Origin of the sequence: Catenulispora sp. MAP12-49, assembly GCF_041262705.1 — a bacterium.
In the GTDB taxonomy this organism is placed as follows: Bacteria; Actinomycetota; Actinomycetes; order Streptomycetales; family Catenulisporaceae; genus Catenulispora.
In genome coordinates, this window is the sequence record NZ_JBGCCP010000015.1 from 14,836 (window position 1) to 32,491 (window position 17,656).

The window sequence follows — 17,656 nt, forward strand, 5'->3', positions numbered from 1 at the left end:
GCTACGGTCTGATCCTTGCCCCAAGGCAGATCAGGACCCGGTCGCGATCTGCTGTGCATGCTTGAGTGCTTCCTCTGGGGTCTGCTCGCCCGTCAGTGCGGACTGAATGGCCGTGTAGATTCCGGTCGCTGCTTTGGGCCAATCGACGCCGAGTTCGCCGGTACGTGCGCGCGCCAGGTTCACGCTGTCGACGAAGGCGGCCGCCGACGGGACCTGCTCTGCGTACTGGGCAGCTACCGCGGAGCGGGAGGGCACGGTGAAGTGCTCTTCGGCGGATGCGAGCATGTTCGCGGGATCGTTCAGGCAGGCGAGAACCTTCGCCGCCTTCACCTGCCGATCTCTGGAAGCGTTCTGCGGGACTGCCCACACCTCGCCACCGAGGGGCATGACTGGGGTCTGTCCCGCTATGGGGACGGGGATGGGCGCCACCCCCCAATGCAGACTCTGGTCCTTGTTCAGGGCCGCGATCCGCCAAGGGCCGTTGATCATCATGGCTGTCCGGCCGGCGGCGAATTGGTCGTGGACGTCGGCCTGTGTCCAGTTCAGCACGGACTTCGACATGGATCCGCTCTTCACCAGGTCGACCCACAGTTGTAGCGCCTGTGCCGCCTGTGGAGTGTCCAGTTCCATCTCATCCCCGCCGTTGGACCACAGGAACGGCAGAAACTGCCAGGTTCCCTCGAAAGTGGCGTTCGCATCCACCGCCATCCCGTAGCGCCCGGGGCGGGTCAGCTTGGCCGCCGCCGACTTCAGTTCGTCCCAAGTCCTTGGTACGGCGACACCGGCCTCGGCAAGCATGTCCTTGTTGTAGAAGAGCGCGACAGTGCTGACGTCAGGTGCCAGTCCGTACACCTTTCCCTCATAGGTGCCAGCAGAAAGGATGCCCTTGGCGAAGCCGCTGGAGTCGATTCCGTACTGGTCCAGCGGAGTCAGCGCTCCGGTCTGCGCGATCTCCTGCAGATCGGGATTGTCCAGCATCAACAGGTCGGGAAGAGTCCGGGAGGAAGCCTGCTGAAGAACCTTGGGTATGAGCGCCGCCCCGGGAACGCTTGTCTGCTCGACCGTGACGCCGGCGGTCTTACCGCAGGCGGCGAGCAATGCGCCCCATTGAGCATGTTCGGTTTCGTCGGTGTAGTAGTCGAGCGCCGTGATGGAGGTGGCCTTACCTGCGGAGGACGCGGCCCCGGTCCCATTACCGCACCCTGTGGCAGCCGATGCGAGGGCAAGGATTCCAGTCAGATAGGCGGCGGTCCGCCGCGCCGGGAGTCTGGCCGGTGAGATCATGTGATGCCTTCATCGAGTGATGCCTGTGGACCGGGCCGTAGTCGGGAGACTGGGCGGACTGCGGAGGTCATCAAGACGACCCATGCCGGCATCTTCCGTTCGAAACGAATGTTATATGGATCTTCCCAATCCGCTTTCAGCGGCTTCCTGGATCATCGCCACCACGGCGGCGGGCTGCGACAGGACAACGGCGTGTGAACCGTGCAGAACGTGTTCGGTGGCCGCCATGCGTTGCGCCATGAAGCGCTGAGCTGTGGGGTTGATCAGTTTGTCGGCAGTCGCGATGCCATACCAGGACGGCTTGGAGGCCCAGGCTGGCGGACCCGACCTACCGGTCAGCGCGCTACAGGCAATCGGACGCTGTGCCACTGACAGCACATCCGTGACGGTTGCCGGAAGGTCAGCGGCGTACACCTCCGGGAACTGTTCCCGCCGGATGTACAGCTCATCTTCCTGGCCGCCTGGAATCTGGTCGAGCAAGGCGGTGGTGCGGATCGCGTCGGTTGCTGGTGCGGGGGCGAAACGGTTCGTGACGTCGATGACGTTTTCACCCGTGTCGAGGCCGAACGCCGCGATGTAGCACAAGGCCACGACGTTGTCCGCGTTCGTGGCGGCGTGGGTGATGATCGCGCCGCTGTAGTCGTGACCGACCAGCACGACTGGTCCGTCGATCTCGCACAACGCACGACTGATGTAGGCAGCGTCCTGGGCCAGACCACGCAACGGGTTCGCTGGCGCGCGCACTTTCAGTCCGGCGGCGTGCAGGAGGCTGATGACTCCCGCCCAGGACGAGGCGCCGGTGAACGCCCCATGCACGAGCACGATGGTAGGCGCCGTTTGGGTGGATTCGTGCATGTCGGTGACCTCCGACTGTATGTGATGTGTCCCGAGCCAAACGCCTTCGGACGCATGGGACATCGCGGGAACGTACCAACCTGGTCACTCACGTATCCGGCATCGCCATAACAAAGTTCGCAAGTTGTACCCGGGAGTTGACCGACAACTTACGGAAGGCAGAGGTCAGGTGAGTGTTGACGGTGTGGGGGGATACGACGAGAAAATCGGCGGCTGAACGGTTGGTGTGGCCCTCTGCGATGAGGCGTGCGACTTTCTTCTCCGAGGCTGTGAGGGCCGCCCATCCTTGTACCGGGCGCGGAGCCGTAGCAGACCCTGACCGCCGACTACCGCACTGTGCGCCGTCCAGATCCTGTTGTGCGCATGCAGCCGCGGCGTGTGCGCCTGACCCGGCGAAGATTTCACGGGCGTCAGTCAAGGCGGCCGCTGCCTGAAGCCTCCGGCCTTGTGCCAGGAACGCCTGCCCGAGATCAACGGCGGCGGCGGCCCGCAGCAGCGGACGAGGGCTTGCCTTCAACAGCTCCACGGATTGTTCGAGTAGCGCCAGATCATTCTTCACGAGCCCGATCGCCTGCGCCGCGATGCCTCTGGCTGTGGGCACAGCCGGGTTGCGTTCGGCGTAGGCTCCGGCTTGTGCGGCCAAGTCTTCGGCAAGCTCGTGGTCAGAGCTGCTGAGGGTTATGCGTATCGCGGAACCGACCGAGTTGCGCAACAGCCGCCAGCGCATGAAGGGACCTTCATGCTGCACCTGCCGAATCTTGTCGACGGCTAGCCTCAGATCCCCATCGACCTCGGCGTGGATCGCTTCCAGAAAGCGCACAGCGGCCGTGTTGCCTGGGTTCGGTTTGACCGCCAGGCGTTCTTGCGCCGCCGCCAGGTGCTCCCGCGCTGCTTCCCGTTCTCCGCGTAACAGAGCGATCCAAGAACGGATGACGCGAGCGTTCACCTGCTGAACGGGCACCTGCACGTCGTCTTCCAGACGTTCCATGGTCACGAAGTCGGCGTCGGCGTCGTCGAGCCGGCCGAGCCCAGATCGTGCTGGCCCTGTGCCCACAGCATCATCGCCTGGCGCATCGGCCCGGCATTGTGCGAGGCATGCAGAAGCAGCTGCTCTCCTGACGCGAAGTCGTCCACGTGGAGGTGCGCGACGATCTGTTCGGGAAGGAAAGCGGAATCGACGGCAGTGAGCGCGGCGAAGCACTCCAGCGCCGCCGCGTTCTCTCCTGCGTTCTGTGCGATCTCACCGAGTCCGGACAGAGCCAAGACGTGTGCCTTCCGGTCGCCGGTGGCAGTGGCGGCGCGCAGCGCGGTCTCGCCGACCTCGCGTGCCGCGACCAGGTCGCGTCCCCTGGACAAAGCCAGCGCTCGCAGGGCGGTCAGCCTGGCCGCCTCCGCCGGGGCGGCACCTCCGACTGTGAGGGTTGCCTCGACTCTGCGGCGCAGCTCCTCGGCGAGATCCATGTTCCACAACGCGCCGCCGAGGGCGGCCTGTAGCCGACTGAACGTCTCCAGCGATGGTTGGCGGGCGAGGAGCCGGTCGCCGGTCGACACCGCTTCTCGGTTCCGGCCGGCACGTGACAGACAGACGATCGCCTGCTCACCTACGTCGAACCACAGCGGCTGTGCTGGTGGCGCCAATTCCAGAGCGCGCGTCATCAGGTCGGCTGCGAGGCCAGGGGCGACCGGCAGTACGTCGTCGGCAGCGCACCGCAGTAGCGCGACGGCTTCCTCGTCTCCGGGCACAGCCCCTCTGAGAATGTGCGGCACCACGTCGATGGGCTTCCGGCCTGCGCGAGCGAGGTGGCGGGCCGTCTCCCGATGCAGAGCCTTACGGGCCGACGGCGGGATGTCGACGTAGACCGCCTGACGCAGCAGGTCGTGGCGGAAGACCAGCTGATCGCCGTCATCGTCCAGGAGGCCGGCGTGCACGGCTTCCTCGAGTGCCGGGATCAGTGCGGTGGTCGGTTCGCCACACAACGCGGCGGCCTCGTGGAAACCGAAGCCGCGCCCGAGCACCGCGCCCATCTGAAGGAAGCGCAACGTTCCGGGCTTCAACGACCGGAGTCTGCCGCGCACACCCACTACCAGCCCCGGGGGCACGAGTCCGTCCGAGGTCTCAGCTGTGTCCAGTCCGGTGAGCATCTCCACTGCGAGGAATGGGTTCCCGCCGGCTCCGTCGAGCAAGTCGAGTACCCGCACGTCGACCGCCGTCCCGAGTGCGTCACCGGCCAGTTGGCCCATGGCCGCACTGGACAGCGGACCCAACGGCACGGTGACCGTCGGAAGGTTGTCCGCCGCGGCGGCGACGACCTCATCGGCCAGGCCGGCGGGATCTTCCCGAGTGGTGAGGATCCACAGAACCGGCGAAGTCGCGAGCCGCGCCGGTAGCTGCTTCAACGTGAATCGGCTCAGCGGATCGGCCCACTGCGCATCGTCCAACGCGATCAGCACCGGCCCGCTTTTCGTCCGGCCTTCGATCGCCTCCGCGACCCGCTCGACCAACCAGATCCGCTGGTCGTGATGGCGGGCGATGTCGAGGAAGACGTCGTCGGACAGCAGTGGCTCCGCGCCGTGCAAGACGCAGGCTGCCAGCGATGAGAGCGGCATCATGCTGTGCAGCTCGTCGGCCTTGCCGAAACCGACCGAGAACCCCGTTGCGCCGGCCCGTGCCAGCGCCTCGGTGAGCAGCGTGGTCTTGCCGATCCCCGGTTCCCCCCGGATCAACGCCAGCCCGCTGCTTCCAGTGTGGGCCACCGAGGCGATCAGTGTCTGAAGCGCTTCGAGCTCGAGTTCCCGGCCGCGCAGACCGCTACGGGACAGTGAATCATGCGATATCAACTCGCCTGCCCCTTTCATCCGCCTAGCGCTCCCGAAACTCAGTCACTCCTTCCGACGTGTTGGTTCATGCTACGGCTCGACATTCGTTGCGGTGTGTCCTGAACATGTAGGTGGAGCTGTGACGTCCCCGACGAGGTGTCCGGGAACCAGCGCCGAGCACTTGTGGCTGATCTAGAACTACGTCGACGGGTACGCCGCGGTCCGCGTAACGCGGACCGCGGCGCACCTGACTTTGGGCGTCAGCCGAGAGACCGAGCCGCCTTGATGATCGTGTCGGTGACCGCCTTGGGCTGGGTGATCAGAGAAAGGTGGCCGGCCGGGACCTGCACGATGTGCGAACCGGCCCGCTGGGCCATGGCGAGCAACTCAGCCGGTGGGATGACGTGGTCCTGCGTCCCCACGACAGCCCACGACGGCAGCGTCTTCCACGCCGGGACGCCGGAGGGCTCCGAGCCGGTGCTGACGGCGAAGGGCCGCTGGCCGGTGACGAGCAGGCGCGCTTGGTCGGCGGACACTCCGTTGGCGAAGCAGGCGTCGAAGCCCTCATAGCTCCCGTTCGGAGCGTCCTTGAGGTAGGCGTCTACGTCGCCGGTCGGACCGCCCGGGTACGGGACCAGGTTCAGGAACGTCGTCGGATCGGCGGTGACGCACGAGCCGGGCTGGGCGGCGTTGATCTGGAACACGGTCTCGCCACGGTCGGGGATGTACGCGTCGTCGTAGACCAGGGCCTTGACATTCGGGGTCTGCGTCGCGGCGTTGGTGATGACGAAGCCGCCGTAGGAGTGCCCGACCAGGACGACGGGGCCCGGGATCGTGTTGACGAAGTCGGCGACGGTCTTCGCGTCGGTGTCGACGCCGCGCAGCGGGTTCGGCGGCGCGTAGACGGTGTAGCCGGCCTGCTGGAGGCGGGCGATCACCGCGTTCCAACTTGAGGCGTCGGCCCACGCTCCGTGGACCAACACGATCGTCGGCTTGGCGTGGTGCTGGGCGACCGCGGTGCCCGGTACCGCGGCAGTCGCCGAGGAGTCAGTGGTCAGGGCGACTGTACCGGCCACCGCGCAGGCAGCCGCCAGTGCGGTCCACCGGGCTTTCTTCTTGGACACCATGGAGCTCTCCTTTGGGGAGGTGATTATCGGAAGGGAATTCAGGCCGGGCGCCGGGTGTATCCGCGGTCAGCCTCGGTCAGACCGCCCCAGACTCCGAAAGCCTGGCCGGTGCGCAGTGCGAAGGCAGCGCACCGCTGCCGGACCGGGCATTCGCGGCAAATCGCTTTGGCTCGCTGTTCCCGGCGCTGGCGGGAGTCTCCCCGCTCGTAATGCGGGGAGAAGAACACCGAGACGGCCATGCCGCGGCACGCCGCCTGTACTTGCCAGCCCCAGTCGTCGAGCAGTGGCCTGGCGTTCAAAGGCTTCATCCGCGGCTCCGGCTCAGCGCTGGTCGGCCTGTGGGGCGACCAGGTGCTCGGCGAGGAACCACACTTGGGTCTCGCCGGTGCGGATGACTTGTGAAACCAGCACGTCCGCGGTTCCGTCGTCGCCCAGTTTCGCGACACGGGCAGCCGCGTCGCGGGTCTCGCCGAGGATGATCTCGTGGGCTTCGAGCAGCCGCGACAGCATCGCCGGGACGTCCTCGATCCCGTCAGGGGGCCGCGGGCTGGAGTACATCCGGGTGTCATAGGCCAACGCGATGGGCAGCTGGGTGACGGTCCCGAACTGCTGGGTCTCCGCGCTTCGCTGGTGCAGACGAGCCTGGCTGGACATGGTGTTCCGCTCCCTGGCGCGTCAGGCGGCCGGGTGCAGTGCGGCGCGCAGGGTCTGCACGGCCAACGTGATGGCGCCCTGCGCGGCATTGGTGGAACGCAGGGTGTTGAGCATGACGAAGTCGTGGATGATGCCCTGGAACCGCACGGCGGTCACCGGGACTCCGGCGGCGCGCAGCTTGTTCGCGTACGCCTCGCCCTCGTCGCGGAGCACGTCGGCCTCGCCGGTGATGACCAGCGCCGGCGGCAGCCCGGCCAGTTGCTCGGTCGTGGCCCGCAGCGGTGAGGCGGTGATCTCGGCGCGCTGCGCGGGGTCGGTCGTGTACTGGTCCCAGAACCACTGCATGCCGTCGCGGCGCAGGAAGTAGCCTTCGGCGAACTGGTGGTAGGAGCCGGTGTCGAAACTCGCGTCGGTCACCGGGTAGAACAGCACTTGCTGCACCAGCGGGAGGTCGCCGCGCTCCTTGGCCATCAGGGTGAGGGCGGCGGTCATGTTCCCACCGACGCTGTCGCCGGCCACCGCGATGCGGGAGGCGTCCAGGCCCTTGCTCGCGCCGTCGGTCACGACCCAGCGGGCGACGGCGTAGTTCTGCTCGATGGCCACCGGGTAGCGCACCTCGGGCGAGAGCGAGTACTCGGGGAAGACGACGGCCGCGCCGGCGCCGACGGCCAGCTCGCGGACCAGCCGGTCGTGGGTGTGGGCGTTGCCGAACACCCAGCCCGCGCCGTGGATGTAGATGATCACCGGCAGGGTGCCGGTACTGCCGGCGGGCTTGACGATCCGGACCGGTACCGAGCCGGTCGGCCCGCCGGACACGGTGATCCACTCCTCGTCGACGGCCGGCTTGGCGATCTCGCCGGACTGGACCTCGTCCACAGCCTTGCGGCCCTCGACCGGGCCGAGGTCGGACAGGTAGGGCGGGTTCGCAGTGGCCTCCACGAAAGCCTGGGCCTCGGGTTCCAGCAGCGGTGCGGCCGGGGTGTTCTCGGACATCGTGAGCTCCTTTTCAGGGAGGGGTTCTTTACTGAGGCCCACGCTAGGTTTCGGCACGTCCGAGGTTTTGTCCGGCGATGCACGGAGCGACGCCAGTCAGTGCACGGCCATGGCTTCGCCATTGCACAGGAGGCACCCCGAAGGACTCGCGGAACGCCCGGCTGAAATGCGAGGCGTTGACGAACCCCCAGCGTGCCGCGACGGCGGCCACCGACCGGCGGCGAGCATCGGGCGCCGACAGGTCACGGCGCGCGCTTTCGAGTCTGCGTTCGCGAATCCAGCCGTTCACCGTCGTGCCCTCTCGCTGGAAGAGCAGGTGGAGATAGCGAAGGGAAACATGGTGCTGATCGGCGATGTCCTGGGGATTCAGGTCGGGATCGCCCAGCCGGTCCTCGATGGAGGCCTTGACGCGGTCCAGGAGTACCTGCCGCGGGTCTGCGGCGGCGCGCCGGTTGCCGCTGACGTGTTCGGCCACTGCCGATCCGATGACGTCGGCTGCCGCCCGGGCGAGTGGTTCGCGCAAGGCCGGGGCGGCGTCGGCGATCTCCTGGATCAGGCCGGTCGCCAGAACCGGCAGCCGAGCCCCCGGATCATCGGCGTCAGCGCCGGCGTCTTCGCCGACACCGGCGATCGCCGTGGCCGTGATCGTCCGGATCGACGGCTCGTCCAGCCGCAGCAGGGCCCGTGGCATCACCAGGACGTGGGCGCGCTGGCAAACCGAGGAGGCGACCTTGAACGGCCGCCCGGCGTCGTACAGGGCCAGGGACCCGGGACGCAGGCGCGCCGACCGGCCATCCTGCGTCAGCAAGGCCTCGCCGGTGATCTGGAGTCGGGCCATGATGTGCCGGCGTACGTCGCCAGCAACGTTTTCGGCGGCGCGCGTGATCGCCATGGGCGCGGACTCCTCGGTGACGACCTGTACTGCGCCATACCATTCGGCGGTCAGGGAGGCCGTGAACGAGCGTGGATCCCGCGCCGTCACCTCCGCGTCCCCGTACACGCGGGACACGACACGGCACAAGGACCTGACGGGATCTTCGAACGCACACTCCTCAGTGGAGAAGCGGGTGCGCTGCCACTGAGCACGCAGTAACACCGGGGCGTTCCGTGCTCGGTCGCTCACGACGTCGCCCCGATCGCGACCGGGTCGTCGAGCTGCTGAAGCCAATCCGACGGGGAGACACCGTAGACACTGCGGAATACCCGGCCGAAATGGGCGGTGCCGGAAAACCCCCAGCGGCGGGCGACCTGTCCGACGCTCACGGCTCCCGCTCGGCTCGTGGCCAACTCGGCGCGACACTCACGCAGCCGCAGGTCGCGAATCCACCTGCCCACGCTCGTACCCTCGCCCCCGAACAGCTTGTGCAGATAACGGACGGAGATGCCGTGCGCACGTGCGATGACCTGCGGGCTGAGGTCCGGATCAGACAGGTGCCAACGGATGAAAGCCTTGATACGCAACAGCAGCACGTCGTCAGCGCCCGGCAGGTCGGCCGACTTCAGATCCAGGTGATCCGCCGCCGTGGCGGCGAGCAGACCGGCCATGCTCCGGGCGAGCCGGCCGGCGGTGGCGGTGTCGTACCGCGCCGAATCGTCGGCCAGTTGATCCATGAACGGTGACAACAAGGCCGTGACTCCGTGGGTGGGACGCAGGGCGCGAGCGGTCAGCTTCCTGAGATCCTCGTCCCGCACACCGAGAACGCTGCGCGGGACGGCGAAGATCTTCATGCGGAACCGTTCGGGATACCGGGTACGGAACGGACGGTTGGTCTCGAAGAACCCGATGTCGCCGAATTTCAGTTCGGTACTCCGGCCGTCCTGCTCGACCAGCGCCGAACCGGTGCTCTGTAGGGCCACGAAGACCTGGTTGTCGTCGCCGTGGGCGATGAAGCGGGAACTGCGGTGCACCATGCCCGGGTCGCACTCGACGACAGTGATCTGCAGGTCGCCCAGGCGGTCCGTCCACATGGTGGCGTCGTAGACGTTCTTCTCAGCGCTGATGTCCATGCCGACCAGGGTCGCCAGGACGGCATCGTGCCAGAACTCCAAGCTCTCGCGTTCTGGCACCGAGCGGGTGGTCAGCACACGGCGCCGGGTGAGTGCGGCGCGATCGGAGAACTCACGGCTTTCTACGGGGGAGTCCTGGAGTGCTGGCATGATCCCAGCCTGACGCGCCACCTCGGCGGACGCATGAGTAGAGCGACTGGTGTGTTTCGGATCGGTTTAAGTAAGCGCAGCCTTGAGGAACTCGCACCCGTGCTGAAGCGCGGCCCGGCTGGGTGGGCTGTCCCGCAATGCCTTCAGTGACACGAAATCGTGCACCGTTCCCAGGAACCGCATCGAGGTCGCCCGCACCCCGGCTTCCCGCAGCCGCCGAGCGTAAAGCTCGCCCTCGTCCCTGGCGATGTCGGCCTCCGCCGTGATGATCAGGGCGGGCGGCAGACCGGTCAGGTCGTCGAGGTTCGCGCGCAAGGGCGTGGCCGTGGGCTCGTCCCAGCCGCCGGTTCCGTGCAGATACTCCCGCCAGTACCGGCGCAGTGCCCGGCGGGTCAGGAGGTAGCCTGTCGCGAATCGCTTCTGCGACGCGGAGTCGCAGCGGGCGTCGACGAGCGGGTAGTACAGCAGCTGCGCCGTGATTCGCGGGCCGCCGCGCGTCTTCGCCAGCATGGTGAGCACGGTCGCCAGCGTCGCGCCGGCGCAGTCGCCGGACACCGCGAGCCGTCCGGTGTCCAAGCCCAATGCGTCTTGCTGGTCGGTGATCCAGCTCAGCAGCGCGTAGCACTCTTCCAGCGCCACCGGATAGCGGGCTTCGGGTGTCCGGCTGTATTCCGGCACGACGGCCGTCGTCCCCGAGCCCTTGACCAGTTCGCTGACCAGTCGCACGTGGGTCTGCGCATCGCCGAGCATCCATCGCCCGCCGTGGACGTAGAACAACGTCGGCGAGGGCGCTGACATGCCCCTCGGCCGGAAGATCCAGAACCCTACGAGATCGGAGGGGCCGACCGGCGCGACGCGGAACTCCGCTTCGACGTCGAAATCCTCGACGCAGTCGGCCTGGGCTTCCTGCAGCGCCTGCCTACCCAGCTCCGGCCCCAGGTCGTCCAGGGACGGCGGTGCGGCGGATGCTGAGATGAGCTGCTCCACCGCCGGATCGAGCACTACCGTGGACGATGGCAGGGCGTCGGCGTCGTCGCGGGGGAATAACTCCATCCGCTTCCCCTCTCGCTTTACCATGCCGACCATATTCTTCGGGCGTTCCGCAAATGTTTGCGGAGCGTATCAGAACGGTCTGCGGCGACACTATCGCGCTTCCAACAGATCGCGGAGCTGATGTCGGCTGCTGATACCGAGTTTGGGATACACGTTGTACAAATGCGATCCCACCGTGCGGGGCGAGAGATAAAGCTGCTCACCGATCTCACGATTCGACAGGCCGCCAGCGGCCAGCTGGACTATCTGCCGTTGCTGAGCGGTCAGCCCGGACAGCGCGGCGACAGGTTCGGCGTCCGGAGCCATCGCCACTCCGCTGGCGCGCAGTTCGCCGCGGATCGCGTCGATCAGCGCGGCGGCGCCGAGTTGCTCGGCGGTTTCCAAGGCGGCCGCCAGTTGCTCCCTTGCCTCGCAGACCCGGCGGCAGCGGCGCAGCCACAGCGCGTAGCTCAGGCGTGTCTGGGCACGCTCCAGGGGCCACTGCTCGCCGGCGGGATTCACCAGCGCGAGTTGAAAGCTCTGCTCCGGATCCACGGCTGGATCGACGAGGGCGGCGGCGTGATGCATCAAGAGAGTCATGCGTGTGGTGGGCCGCCGGTCGAGCTGTGCCCGCACCCGCTCCAGTATTTCCGCGGCCTCCTGTTGCCGACCTGTCCGGACAGCTGCGACGGCGAGTTCCGCGACGGCGCGTGGAGACAAGTGCGGATGTGCAGGCTCACCTTCGAGAGTGAACAGGCTGCGGAGCCATCGGAAGGCCCCGCCCCAGTCCGCCTGCGCCGTGGCGGCCGTTGCACGGGCCCGGGCCAGTCGCGCCCGGGTCGCGCCGTTCTCGTCGATGGCCGCGACGTGACCGGTGTCCTCAGCGGAGCAAGCGTCGTCGGACACGGTCTGCCCGCGCAGTGCGCGCAGAGTCGCGCTGAGCGCGCGCATGTCGCCGGCGACCCGGCTCGCCCCGATCACCGCGGCCTCGTCCTCAGCCGATTCGGCCACCGCCGAGGCCTCGATCCAACGGCCGGTGGCCAGCAGGGTGTCCACCATCGGTGCCAGCAGCCAGGCGCGCATTCCGAACGCCGAACGGGCACGCAGGTGCTCGTCGGCGCGGCGGAACTGTTCCAGGCAGGTGTCGGGTTCGTCGGCGTAATAGGCCGTCGATCCCACGGCGAGCCTGCGAACGACGCGGTCCGGGGGATCGGTCATGGCCGCGAACCGCGGCTGGTCGAGTCGCCGGAGGATCGCGGTGGCCAAGCTGTGCTGTGCCACGGCCATCACGTACGCGGTGAGTGCCGATCGTGCTTGCGAGCTTTCGAGTGGCCGCATCATCCGTTGCCCGGTACGCCTTGTGTTCCCGGCCGCTTCTGCCCGGGCGAGCATTTTCGGGATCCGCTCGTGATGCTCGGGCAGACCGGACTGGTCGGCGATGCCGGATGCCACCGCCGCCACGGCGAGCGCCAGTCGGCTGTCCATCTCGGGGCAGTTGTCGGAAGCCTCGAGGAGCAGGTCGAAGGCCTCCTTCTGATGAGAAGCCGCCGACAGCGTCGCGGCCACCGCGCAGGCCGCGGCGCATCCCAGGACGGGATCATCGTTGCAGCGGACGAAATCCTCGTGCAACGCCCGCACCCAGTCCCAGTCCCCTACTGCGGCGGCGGCTGTCAGGGCTTCGGCGAGCAGGATGGCACGGTCCGCACCGACGGCGAGTCCTGCGGCCTTCTCCAGAGCGCGCCCGGCGGCGAACCCGTCACCGCCGTCCCAAGCCGCCTCGCCGAGCTTGCGCGCGACTCGGTTGTCGGTGCCCAGCGTCGCGGCGGCCGTATGCCATGCCTGCGACGCGGAGCCGTCGAGGCCGGCCGCGGCCAAGTCCCGATGAGCCTGATGGAGATCCGATACCGGCTGCCGAGAAGCCGCGACGCTGCGGCCGAGCGGATGCCGGAAGACGATGAGCCCGTCCACGACCGTGATGACGCCGGCCGCCTCGGCCGGGGCCCAGACGCCGAGATCGTCGGTACCCAGCGCGGCCATGACGGCCGAGATGTCTTCGCCCGGTACCGCGATCGCCGCGTAGAGCAGAGCGCGTCGGGTCTGCGGCGGCAGTCGACGGATCCGTTCCCGGAGTCCGGATCCGACCCGCGCGTGATCCGACAGCACCGCGGCAACCGAAGCCCGATTGTCGGCCGGCTCCTCGCCGCGGCACAGTTCCAGCAGCGCCGCCGGATTCCCCGCAGCCTGCTGGAGTGTCTCCAGCCGCCTCCGACCGGCGGGCGCGCCGGGCTGCGCGTCCAGCAGCGTCGCGGCCCACCGAGGGCCGACCGGCCCCAGACGCAGGATTTCCGTCTGGGAGGGCAGGCAAGGTGGGACAGCATCACCGCGCGCCGCGAAGAGCACCGACACGCGGTGATCCGAGCTGTGCCGCGCCAACCAGCACAGGGCAGTCAGGGACGACTGGTCGCCGTCTTGGACGTCGTCGACCACGATCAGGGTCCAATGCGGACCGTTCATCCGGCTCAGCAGCGCTCGCGCGGCCGCCACGCTCCGTATGCGATGCGGAGTCTGGGCCGAGCCGTGCGACGCCTCTCCCGGGGAACCGGCGAGCAAGCGGCGCAGGGTGGCGAACGGAACGTGCTTCTCGGCGATCCAGCACTGTGTGGACAGCACCTGAACGCCTTCGCCGGCGGCCTGCTCGGCGACGGCCCGCAGGAGTCGCGTCCTGCCTATGCCTTCCTCACCGAGCACGAGAACGATGCGGGAGTCGCCTTGAGACTGCCGAACCCGGCCGAGAATCGCCTTCAGTTCGGCATCGCGGCCCACAAGGCGGTCCCCGGGTGCGCGACGTCGTCCGTCGCGACCGGCGTCTGCCGCCGCCCCGTCTGCCGCCGACCCGTCTGCCGTCTCGATCATCGCCTCGCGTGCTCCAGATCTGCTCCGTCTCCGGCGGCCGGACAGCGCCTGGCCGGTGTCGTCGATTCTTCCGGCGCCCACGATCGGCGCGCATCTGGCAAATGACCAGTCGCCGTGGTAGACGGGCTTGGCGCTGCGGCCGAGCGGTCCGGCTGGCACGATGGCCGCTCACGCAAGATCATGGTTGTGGAATCGAGGAGCTTCGTGGAAGCCGGGATCGACCACCAGTCCGCGCACCCGATCCTGGGGCGTGACCGGGAGCTGTCATGGCTGGCGCGCCTGGTGGACGCCGCTGACGGCACAGATGACCCGAAGGTCCTGGTTCTCGCCGGGGCGCCCGGCGTCGGCAAGAGCACCTTGGTGGATTGGACGGCTGAGCAGGGGCGAGCGCGGAGAATAGGCGTGCTGCGGGTCCGCGGCAGCGAGGCAGAAACCGACCTGTGTTTCGCGGCCGTCCACCAACTGCTGCGTCCACTGCTGCCCGAAGCCGAGGGGTTGCCCGAAAAGGCTCGCGCGGCACTGCGCGGCGCGTTCGGCATCGACGGGGCCGAGGCCGCCGTCGATCCGCTGCAGTTGCGTTTCGCCGTGGCCGCGCTGCTGTCCCAGGCGGCGAAGCGGCAGGCGCTGCTGCTCCTGATCGACGACGCCCAGTGGGTCGACCGAGGATCTCTCGACATCCTCTCCTTCCTCGCCCGGCGCCTGGACGGCGAACCGACCGCACTGTTGGTCGCCTCTCGCGAGGAATCGGTGCCGGACCGCTTCGACCGGGACTTCCCGCACCTGGTCGCCGAACCGCTCGACCGGGCTGCCGCCAGCCGGCTCTTGGACTCCCAGCCCGAACCGCCGCGGGGACGGCTGCGAGCGCAGATCCTGGAGCAGGCCGCGGGCAACCCGCTGGCGCTGATCGAGTTGGCCCGGGCGGTCGCGGAAACCGACGGGGCAGACCTCGACCGCGCCGAGACTTTGCCGTTGACGAAGCGCCTGGAGGACTTGTTCGCCGCCGACCTGTCGGCGCTGCCGCCGCGGACACGCAGAGCGCTGCTTCTCGTCGCTGCCGGCGCCACCCGGTGGCCCGATCTGCTGCGCGCCGATCCGGAACTCCGAACAGATCGGGCGTTGGAGCCCGCTGAACGTGTCGGTCTGGTGCGAGTCGAAGGCGGACACCTGGTTCTGCGGCACCCGCTTGTCCGCTCGGCCGTCTATCAGCGTGCTTCGTTCAGCGAGCGCCGATCGGCACACCTCGCGCTGGCGGCGGCCTTCGCCGACGAGCCCGACCGCCGCGCCTGGAACCTGGCCGCGGCAGCCGTGGACCAGGACGAGACGGTCGCGTCCGCGCTGGCCGACAGCGCCGATCGCGCCCGCGGCCGGGGCGGCCAGGCGGCGGCGGCCGCCGCCCTGGAACGGGCGGCGGAGCTCACCCCGGATCCTGAGACGCGCGCACGGCGTCTGCTGGCCGCAGCCCAGTCCGCCATGTTCGCCGGCTATCCGCAGTGGGTCAGCGACCTGGCCTCGCGAGCCGATCAGATCACGGGGGATCCAGTGGTGCGGGCGCACGCCGCGATGTCGGGCGGGTGGGCACTGGGCGTCACGCTCCGCCACGATGACGCGCTGGCCCTGCTACTCCCCGCCGCCGAGCGAATCGCGGCCGTCGACCCCGGCTTGGCCTGCGGAACGCTGGCGGTAGCGGCGACGTCCGTCTACAACTCCGGTACCTCGCCCCACCGGTCCGAACTGCTCCGTATCTATGACCTGTTGCCGGAAGTGGGCCATTCGGTTGCCAGCGCGTGGGCATTGGCCGGAACCGAACCCCATACCCGTCGCCGTCAGGCCCTGGAACTGGTCGACGGTGCCGAAGCTGTTCTGGACCGGGATTCACTGGCGGACCACATCACGCTCGGGGCCGCCGCGTGGATCCTGGACCGGACCGAGGCCGGAGCGCGCCTGCTCGGCCTGGCCATGGACCAGCTGCGGCGGGCTGGCGCCAGCGGCACGGACGCGACCGCCGCCCAGGCACTGGCCCTGGCACGATTCGAAGGTGGCGCGTGGGCCGCCGCGCACAGCAATGCCGAAGACGCGATGCGGATGGCCGCCGAGGCCGGAGCTGACAACGTCACCATCGGCTCGCGCATTCTGCTGGCCACTCTCCAGGCACTGCGCGGCGACCATAGCGCCGCGCGTTCCCAGGCGCTCGCCGCGGTCCAGGGCGTCGATCTGCGCGCGTCCCGAAGCCTGCACGTGCGGTACCGCCACGCCCTGGGACTTGCCGCCATGGTCGAGGGCGACCACGTCGCCGCCTACGAGCAGCTTCGCAGCACCTTCACTCGTGATTTCGTGCCCGCGCCGATCCACTACCACGCCTCGGTGTACTGCCTCGGAGATCTTGCCGGGGCCGCGGTCCGCGTCGGCCGGACCGAGGAGGTGCGCGCCGTTCTGAAGGCGACCGAAGCGGGGCTTGGACCCGACAGGTCGCCGCGGGTGGACGCGATCATGAATCGCGCGGCCGCGCTGCTGAGCGAGACGGACTCCGACATCGCCGAGCGTTATTTCCTGGCGGCGCTGGAAGACCCGGCCTGCACCATGTGGCCTTTCGAGCACGCCCTGGTCCAGCTCGATTTCGGGGAATGGCTACGGCGGCGGCGGCGAACCGCCGATGCCCGGCCACGGCTGGGCACGGCCCTGGAGATCTTCGAGCGGCTCGACGCCCGGCCGTGGTCACGACGTGCCGCGTCCGAGCTGCGGGTCGCGGGCGGTCCCACGCCCGCCGCCCAGCCCGAGGAAGCGGGCCCGGATGCACGCCTGACCCTGCAGGAAAGGCAGATCGCCGAGTTGGCGGCGCAGGGGCTCACCAACCGCGACATCGCGGCCCAGCTCTACCTGTCGCCGCGCACCGTCGGGTACCACTTGCACAAGATCTTCCCCAAGCTGGGCGTCCGGAACCGGGCCCAGCTGCGGGACGCTCTCACCGAGCTGCCGCCGGCGACCGATTAGAGCCGCCGGCGTCAGACTCGCGCCGGGATCAGCCGGCGGTGCGCACCGCCTGAAGGATCACCTCGGCGACGGTCTTCGGCTGCGAGAGCGCGACGGCGTGTGACGCGCCTTCGGCCTCGACCACGGTGGCGCCGGCGCGCTCCGCCCCGAAGCGCTCCACCTCGGGGTTGATGGCGTGGTCCGCGCCGGCGACGAGCGCCCAGGCCGGCTTGGTCTTCCAGGCGGCGGCTGAGGCCTTCTCGGCGAAGGCGTCGGCGGCGAGCGGGCGCTGCGCCACGGCGAGAACCTTCGTCACTTCTTCGGCGACGTCGGCGGCGAAGACCGACGGGAAGGCCTCGGCCGTGATGCTGACCTCGACGGCCGGGTCGCCGCCGGGCACCGGATACGTCCACTCCTTCAGGTTCTCCACCAGCGGGCTGGCCGGGAACCGGCCCTGCAGCTCGCCGAGGCTTTCGCCCTCTTCCAGGACGTAGGCCGCCACGTAGACGAGTCCGACGACGTTCTCGGCCTGGCCGGCGACGGTGATGACGGCGCCGCCGTAGGAGTGGCCGACGAGCACGACCGGCCCGTCGATCTGGGCTGCGACGGCCGACACGTAAGCGGAGTCGGCAGCAAGCCCGCGCAGCGGGTTCGGCGGGGCGATCACTGGCACGCCGGCTGCCTGAAGCTCGGCGATGACGCCGGACCAGCTGCCGGCGTCGGCGAACGCGCCGTGGACAAGCACGACGGTGGGTGTAGTCGCGGCCATGGTGGTGCTCCTTCGCAGGATGAAGTGGTGGAACGGGTTGGTGCGACGAAGCTAGGCGCTGGACGGGGTCCGATTTTGACGCCGGACG

The 17,656-nt window shown here is 68.7% G+C and carries 14 protein-coding genes; 1 reads left to right on the top strand and 13 read right to left on the bottom strand.

Annotated features, from left to right (window positions below):
• Positions 1-30 precede the first annotated feature (30 nt).
• The 12 genes from ABIA35_RS25440 to ABIA35_RS25495 all read right to left on the bottom strand — a co-directional run bounded on the left by ABIA35_RS25440 (position 31) and on the right by ABIA35_RS25495 (position 13,832).
• Positions 31-1,281: an extracellular solute-binding protein gene (locus tag ABIA35_RS25440; protein ID WP_370359719.1), complete on the bottom strand. Its 1,251-nt coding sequence runs from the start codon at positions 1,279-1,281 to the stop codon at positions 31-33.
• Positions 1,282-1,395: 114 nt separating this feature from the next.
• Positions 1,396-2,139 (bottom strand): alpha/beta hydrolase, encoded by a 744-nt coding sequence (locus ABIA35_RS25445; protein ID WP_370359551.1) that lies wholly within the window; start codon positions 2,137-2,139, stop codon positions 1,396-1,398.
• A gap of 88 nt (positions 2,140-2,227) precedes the next feature.
• A complete protein-coding gene (locus tag ABIA35_RS25450; protein ID WP_370359552.1) occupies positions 2,228-3,127 on the bottom strand; it encodes a LuxR C-terminal-related transcriptional regulator in 900 nt (299 codons plus the stop codon).
• A gap of 2 nt (positions 3,128-3,129) precedes the next feature.
• Entirely contained in the window at positions 3,130-4,995 is a 1,866-nt protein-coding gene (locus ABIA35_RS25455; RefSeq protein WP_370359553.1) for an AAA family ATPase, read from the bottom strand.
• A 221-nt stretch (positions 4,996-5,216) separates the two neighbouring features.
• Positions 5,217-6,083 carry an alpha/beta fold hydrolase gene (locus ABIA35_RS25460; protein ID WP_370359554.1) on the bottom strand — a complete coding sequence of 289 codons (867 nt, stop codon included), beginning with the start codon at positions 6,081-6,083 and terminating at the stop codon, positions 5,217-5,219.
• 38 nt (positions 6,084-6,121) lie between these two features.
• The gene (locus ABIA35_RS25465) at positions 6,122-6,391 is read right to left on the bottom strand and encodes a WhiB family transcriptional regulator (RefSeq protein ID WP_370343462.1); all 270 of its coding nucleotides are present in this window, start codon (positions 6,389-6,391) and stop codon (positions 6,122-6,124) included.
• Between the two features lie 13 nt (positions 6,392-6,404).
• Positions 6,405-6,737, bottom strand: a complete 333-nt coding sequence (locus tag ABIA35_RS25470) for a ferritin-like domain-containing protein (protein WP_370359555.1) — start codon at positions 6,735-6,737, stop codon at positions 6,405-6,407.
• Between the two features lie 21 nt (positions 6,738-6,758).
• Positions 6,759-7,730: an alpha/beta hydrolase gene (locus tag ABIA35_RS25475; protein ID WP_370359556.1), complete on the bottom strand. Its 972-nt coding sequence runs from the start codon at positions 7,728-7,730 to the stop codon at positions 6,759-6,761.
• 43 nt (positions 7,731-7,773) lie between these two features.
• Positions 7,774-8,826 carry a helix-turn-helix domain-containing protein gene (locus tag ABIA35_RS25480; RefSeq protein WP_370343643.1) on the bottom strand — a complete coding sequence of 351 codons (1,053 nt, stop codon included), beginning with the start codon at positions 8,824-8,826 and terminating at the stop codon, positions 7,774-7,776.
• Between the two features lie 23 nt (positions 8,827-8,849).
• Complete coding sequence (locus ABIA35_RS25485; RefSeq protein WP_370359557.1) at positions 8,850-9,815, bottom strand: helix-turn-helix domain-containing protein; 966 nt, start codon at positions 9,813-9,815, stop codon at positions 8,850-8,852.
• A 138-nt stretch (positions 9,816-9,953) separates the two neighbouring features.
• A complete protein-coding gene (locus ABIA35_RS25490; protein WP_370359558.1) occupies positions 9,954-10,940 on the bottom strand; it encodes an alpha/beta hydrolase in 987 nt (328 codons plus the stop codon).
• A 90-nt stretch (positions 10,941-11,030) separates the two neighbouring features.
• On the bottom strand, positions 11,031-13,832 hold the full coding sequence (locus ABIA35_RS25495; protein ID WP_370359559.1) for an AAA family ATPase: 2,802 nt from the start codon (positions 13,830-13,832) through the stop codon (positions 11,031-11,033).
• 186 nt (positions 13,833-14,018) lie between these two features.
• Here ABIA35_RS25495 and ABIA35_RS25500 point away from each other — a divergent pair, with 186 nt between their 5' ends.
• Positions 14,019-16,820, top strand: a complete 2,802-nt coding sequence (locus ABIA35_RS25500) for an AAA family ATPase (RefSeq protein WP_370359560.1) — start codon at positions 14,019-14,021, stop codon at positions 16,818-16,820.
• 28 nt (positions 16,821-16,848) lie between these two features.
• Here the strand turns inward: ABIA35_RS25500 and ABIA35_RS25505 are convergent, their stop codons facing one another.
• The gene (locus ABIA35_RS25505) at positions 16,849-17,568 is read right to left on the bottom strand and encodes an alpha/beta fold hydrolase (RefSeq protein ID WP_370343472.1); all 720 of its coding nucleotides are present in this window, start codon (positions 17,566-17,568) and stop codon (positions 16,849-16,851) included.
• Positions 17,569-17,656: the final 88 nt, after the last annotated feature.

Coding starts and splice junctions, on each gene's coding strand:
- ABIA35_RS25450 (WP_370359552.1), bottom strand. CDS start 3,127: ATGGAACGTCTGGAAGACGACGTGCAGGTGCCCGTTCAGCAGGTGAAC.
- ABIA35_RS25460 (WP_370359554.1), bottom strand. CDS start 6,083: ATGGTGTCCAAGAAGAAAGCCCGGTGGACCGCACTGGCGGCTGCCTGC.
- ABIA35_RS25470 (WP_370359555.1), bottom strand. CDS start 6,737: ATGTCCAGCCAGGCTCGTCTGCACCAGCGAAGCGCGGAGACCCAGCAG.
- ABIA35_RS25455 (WP_370359553.1), bottom strand. CDS start 4,995: ATGAAAGGGGCAGGCGAGTTGATATCGCATGATTCACTGTCCCGTAGC.
- ABIA35_RS25465 (WP_370343462.1), bottom strand. CDS start 6,391: ATGAAGCCTTTGAACGCCAGGCCACTGCTCGACGACTGGGGCTGGCAA.
- ABIA35_RS25505 (WP_370343472.1), bottom strand. CDS start 17,568: ATGGCCGCGACTACACCCACCGTCGTGCTTGTCCACGGCGCGTTCGCC.
- ABIA35_RS25495 (WP_370359559.1), bottom strand. CDS start 13,832: ATGATCGAGACGGCAGACGGGTCGGCGGCAGACGGGGCGGCGGCAGAC.
- ABIA35_RS25490 (WP_370359558.1), bottom strand. CDS start 10,940: ATGGAGTTATTCCCCCGCGACGACGCCGACGCCCTGCCATCGTCCACG.
- ABIA35_RS25445 (WP_370359551.1), bottom strand. CDS start 2,139: ATGCACGAATCCACCCAAACGGCGCCTACCATCGTGCTCGTGCATGGG.
- ABIA35_RS25475 (WP_370359556.1), bottom strand. CDS start 7,730: ATGTCCGAGAACACCCCGGCCGCACCGCTGCTGGAACCCGAGGCCCAG.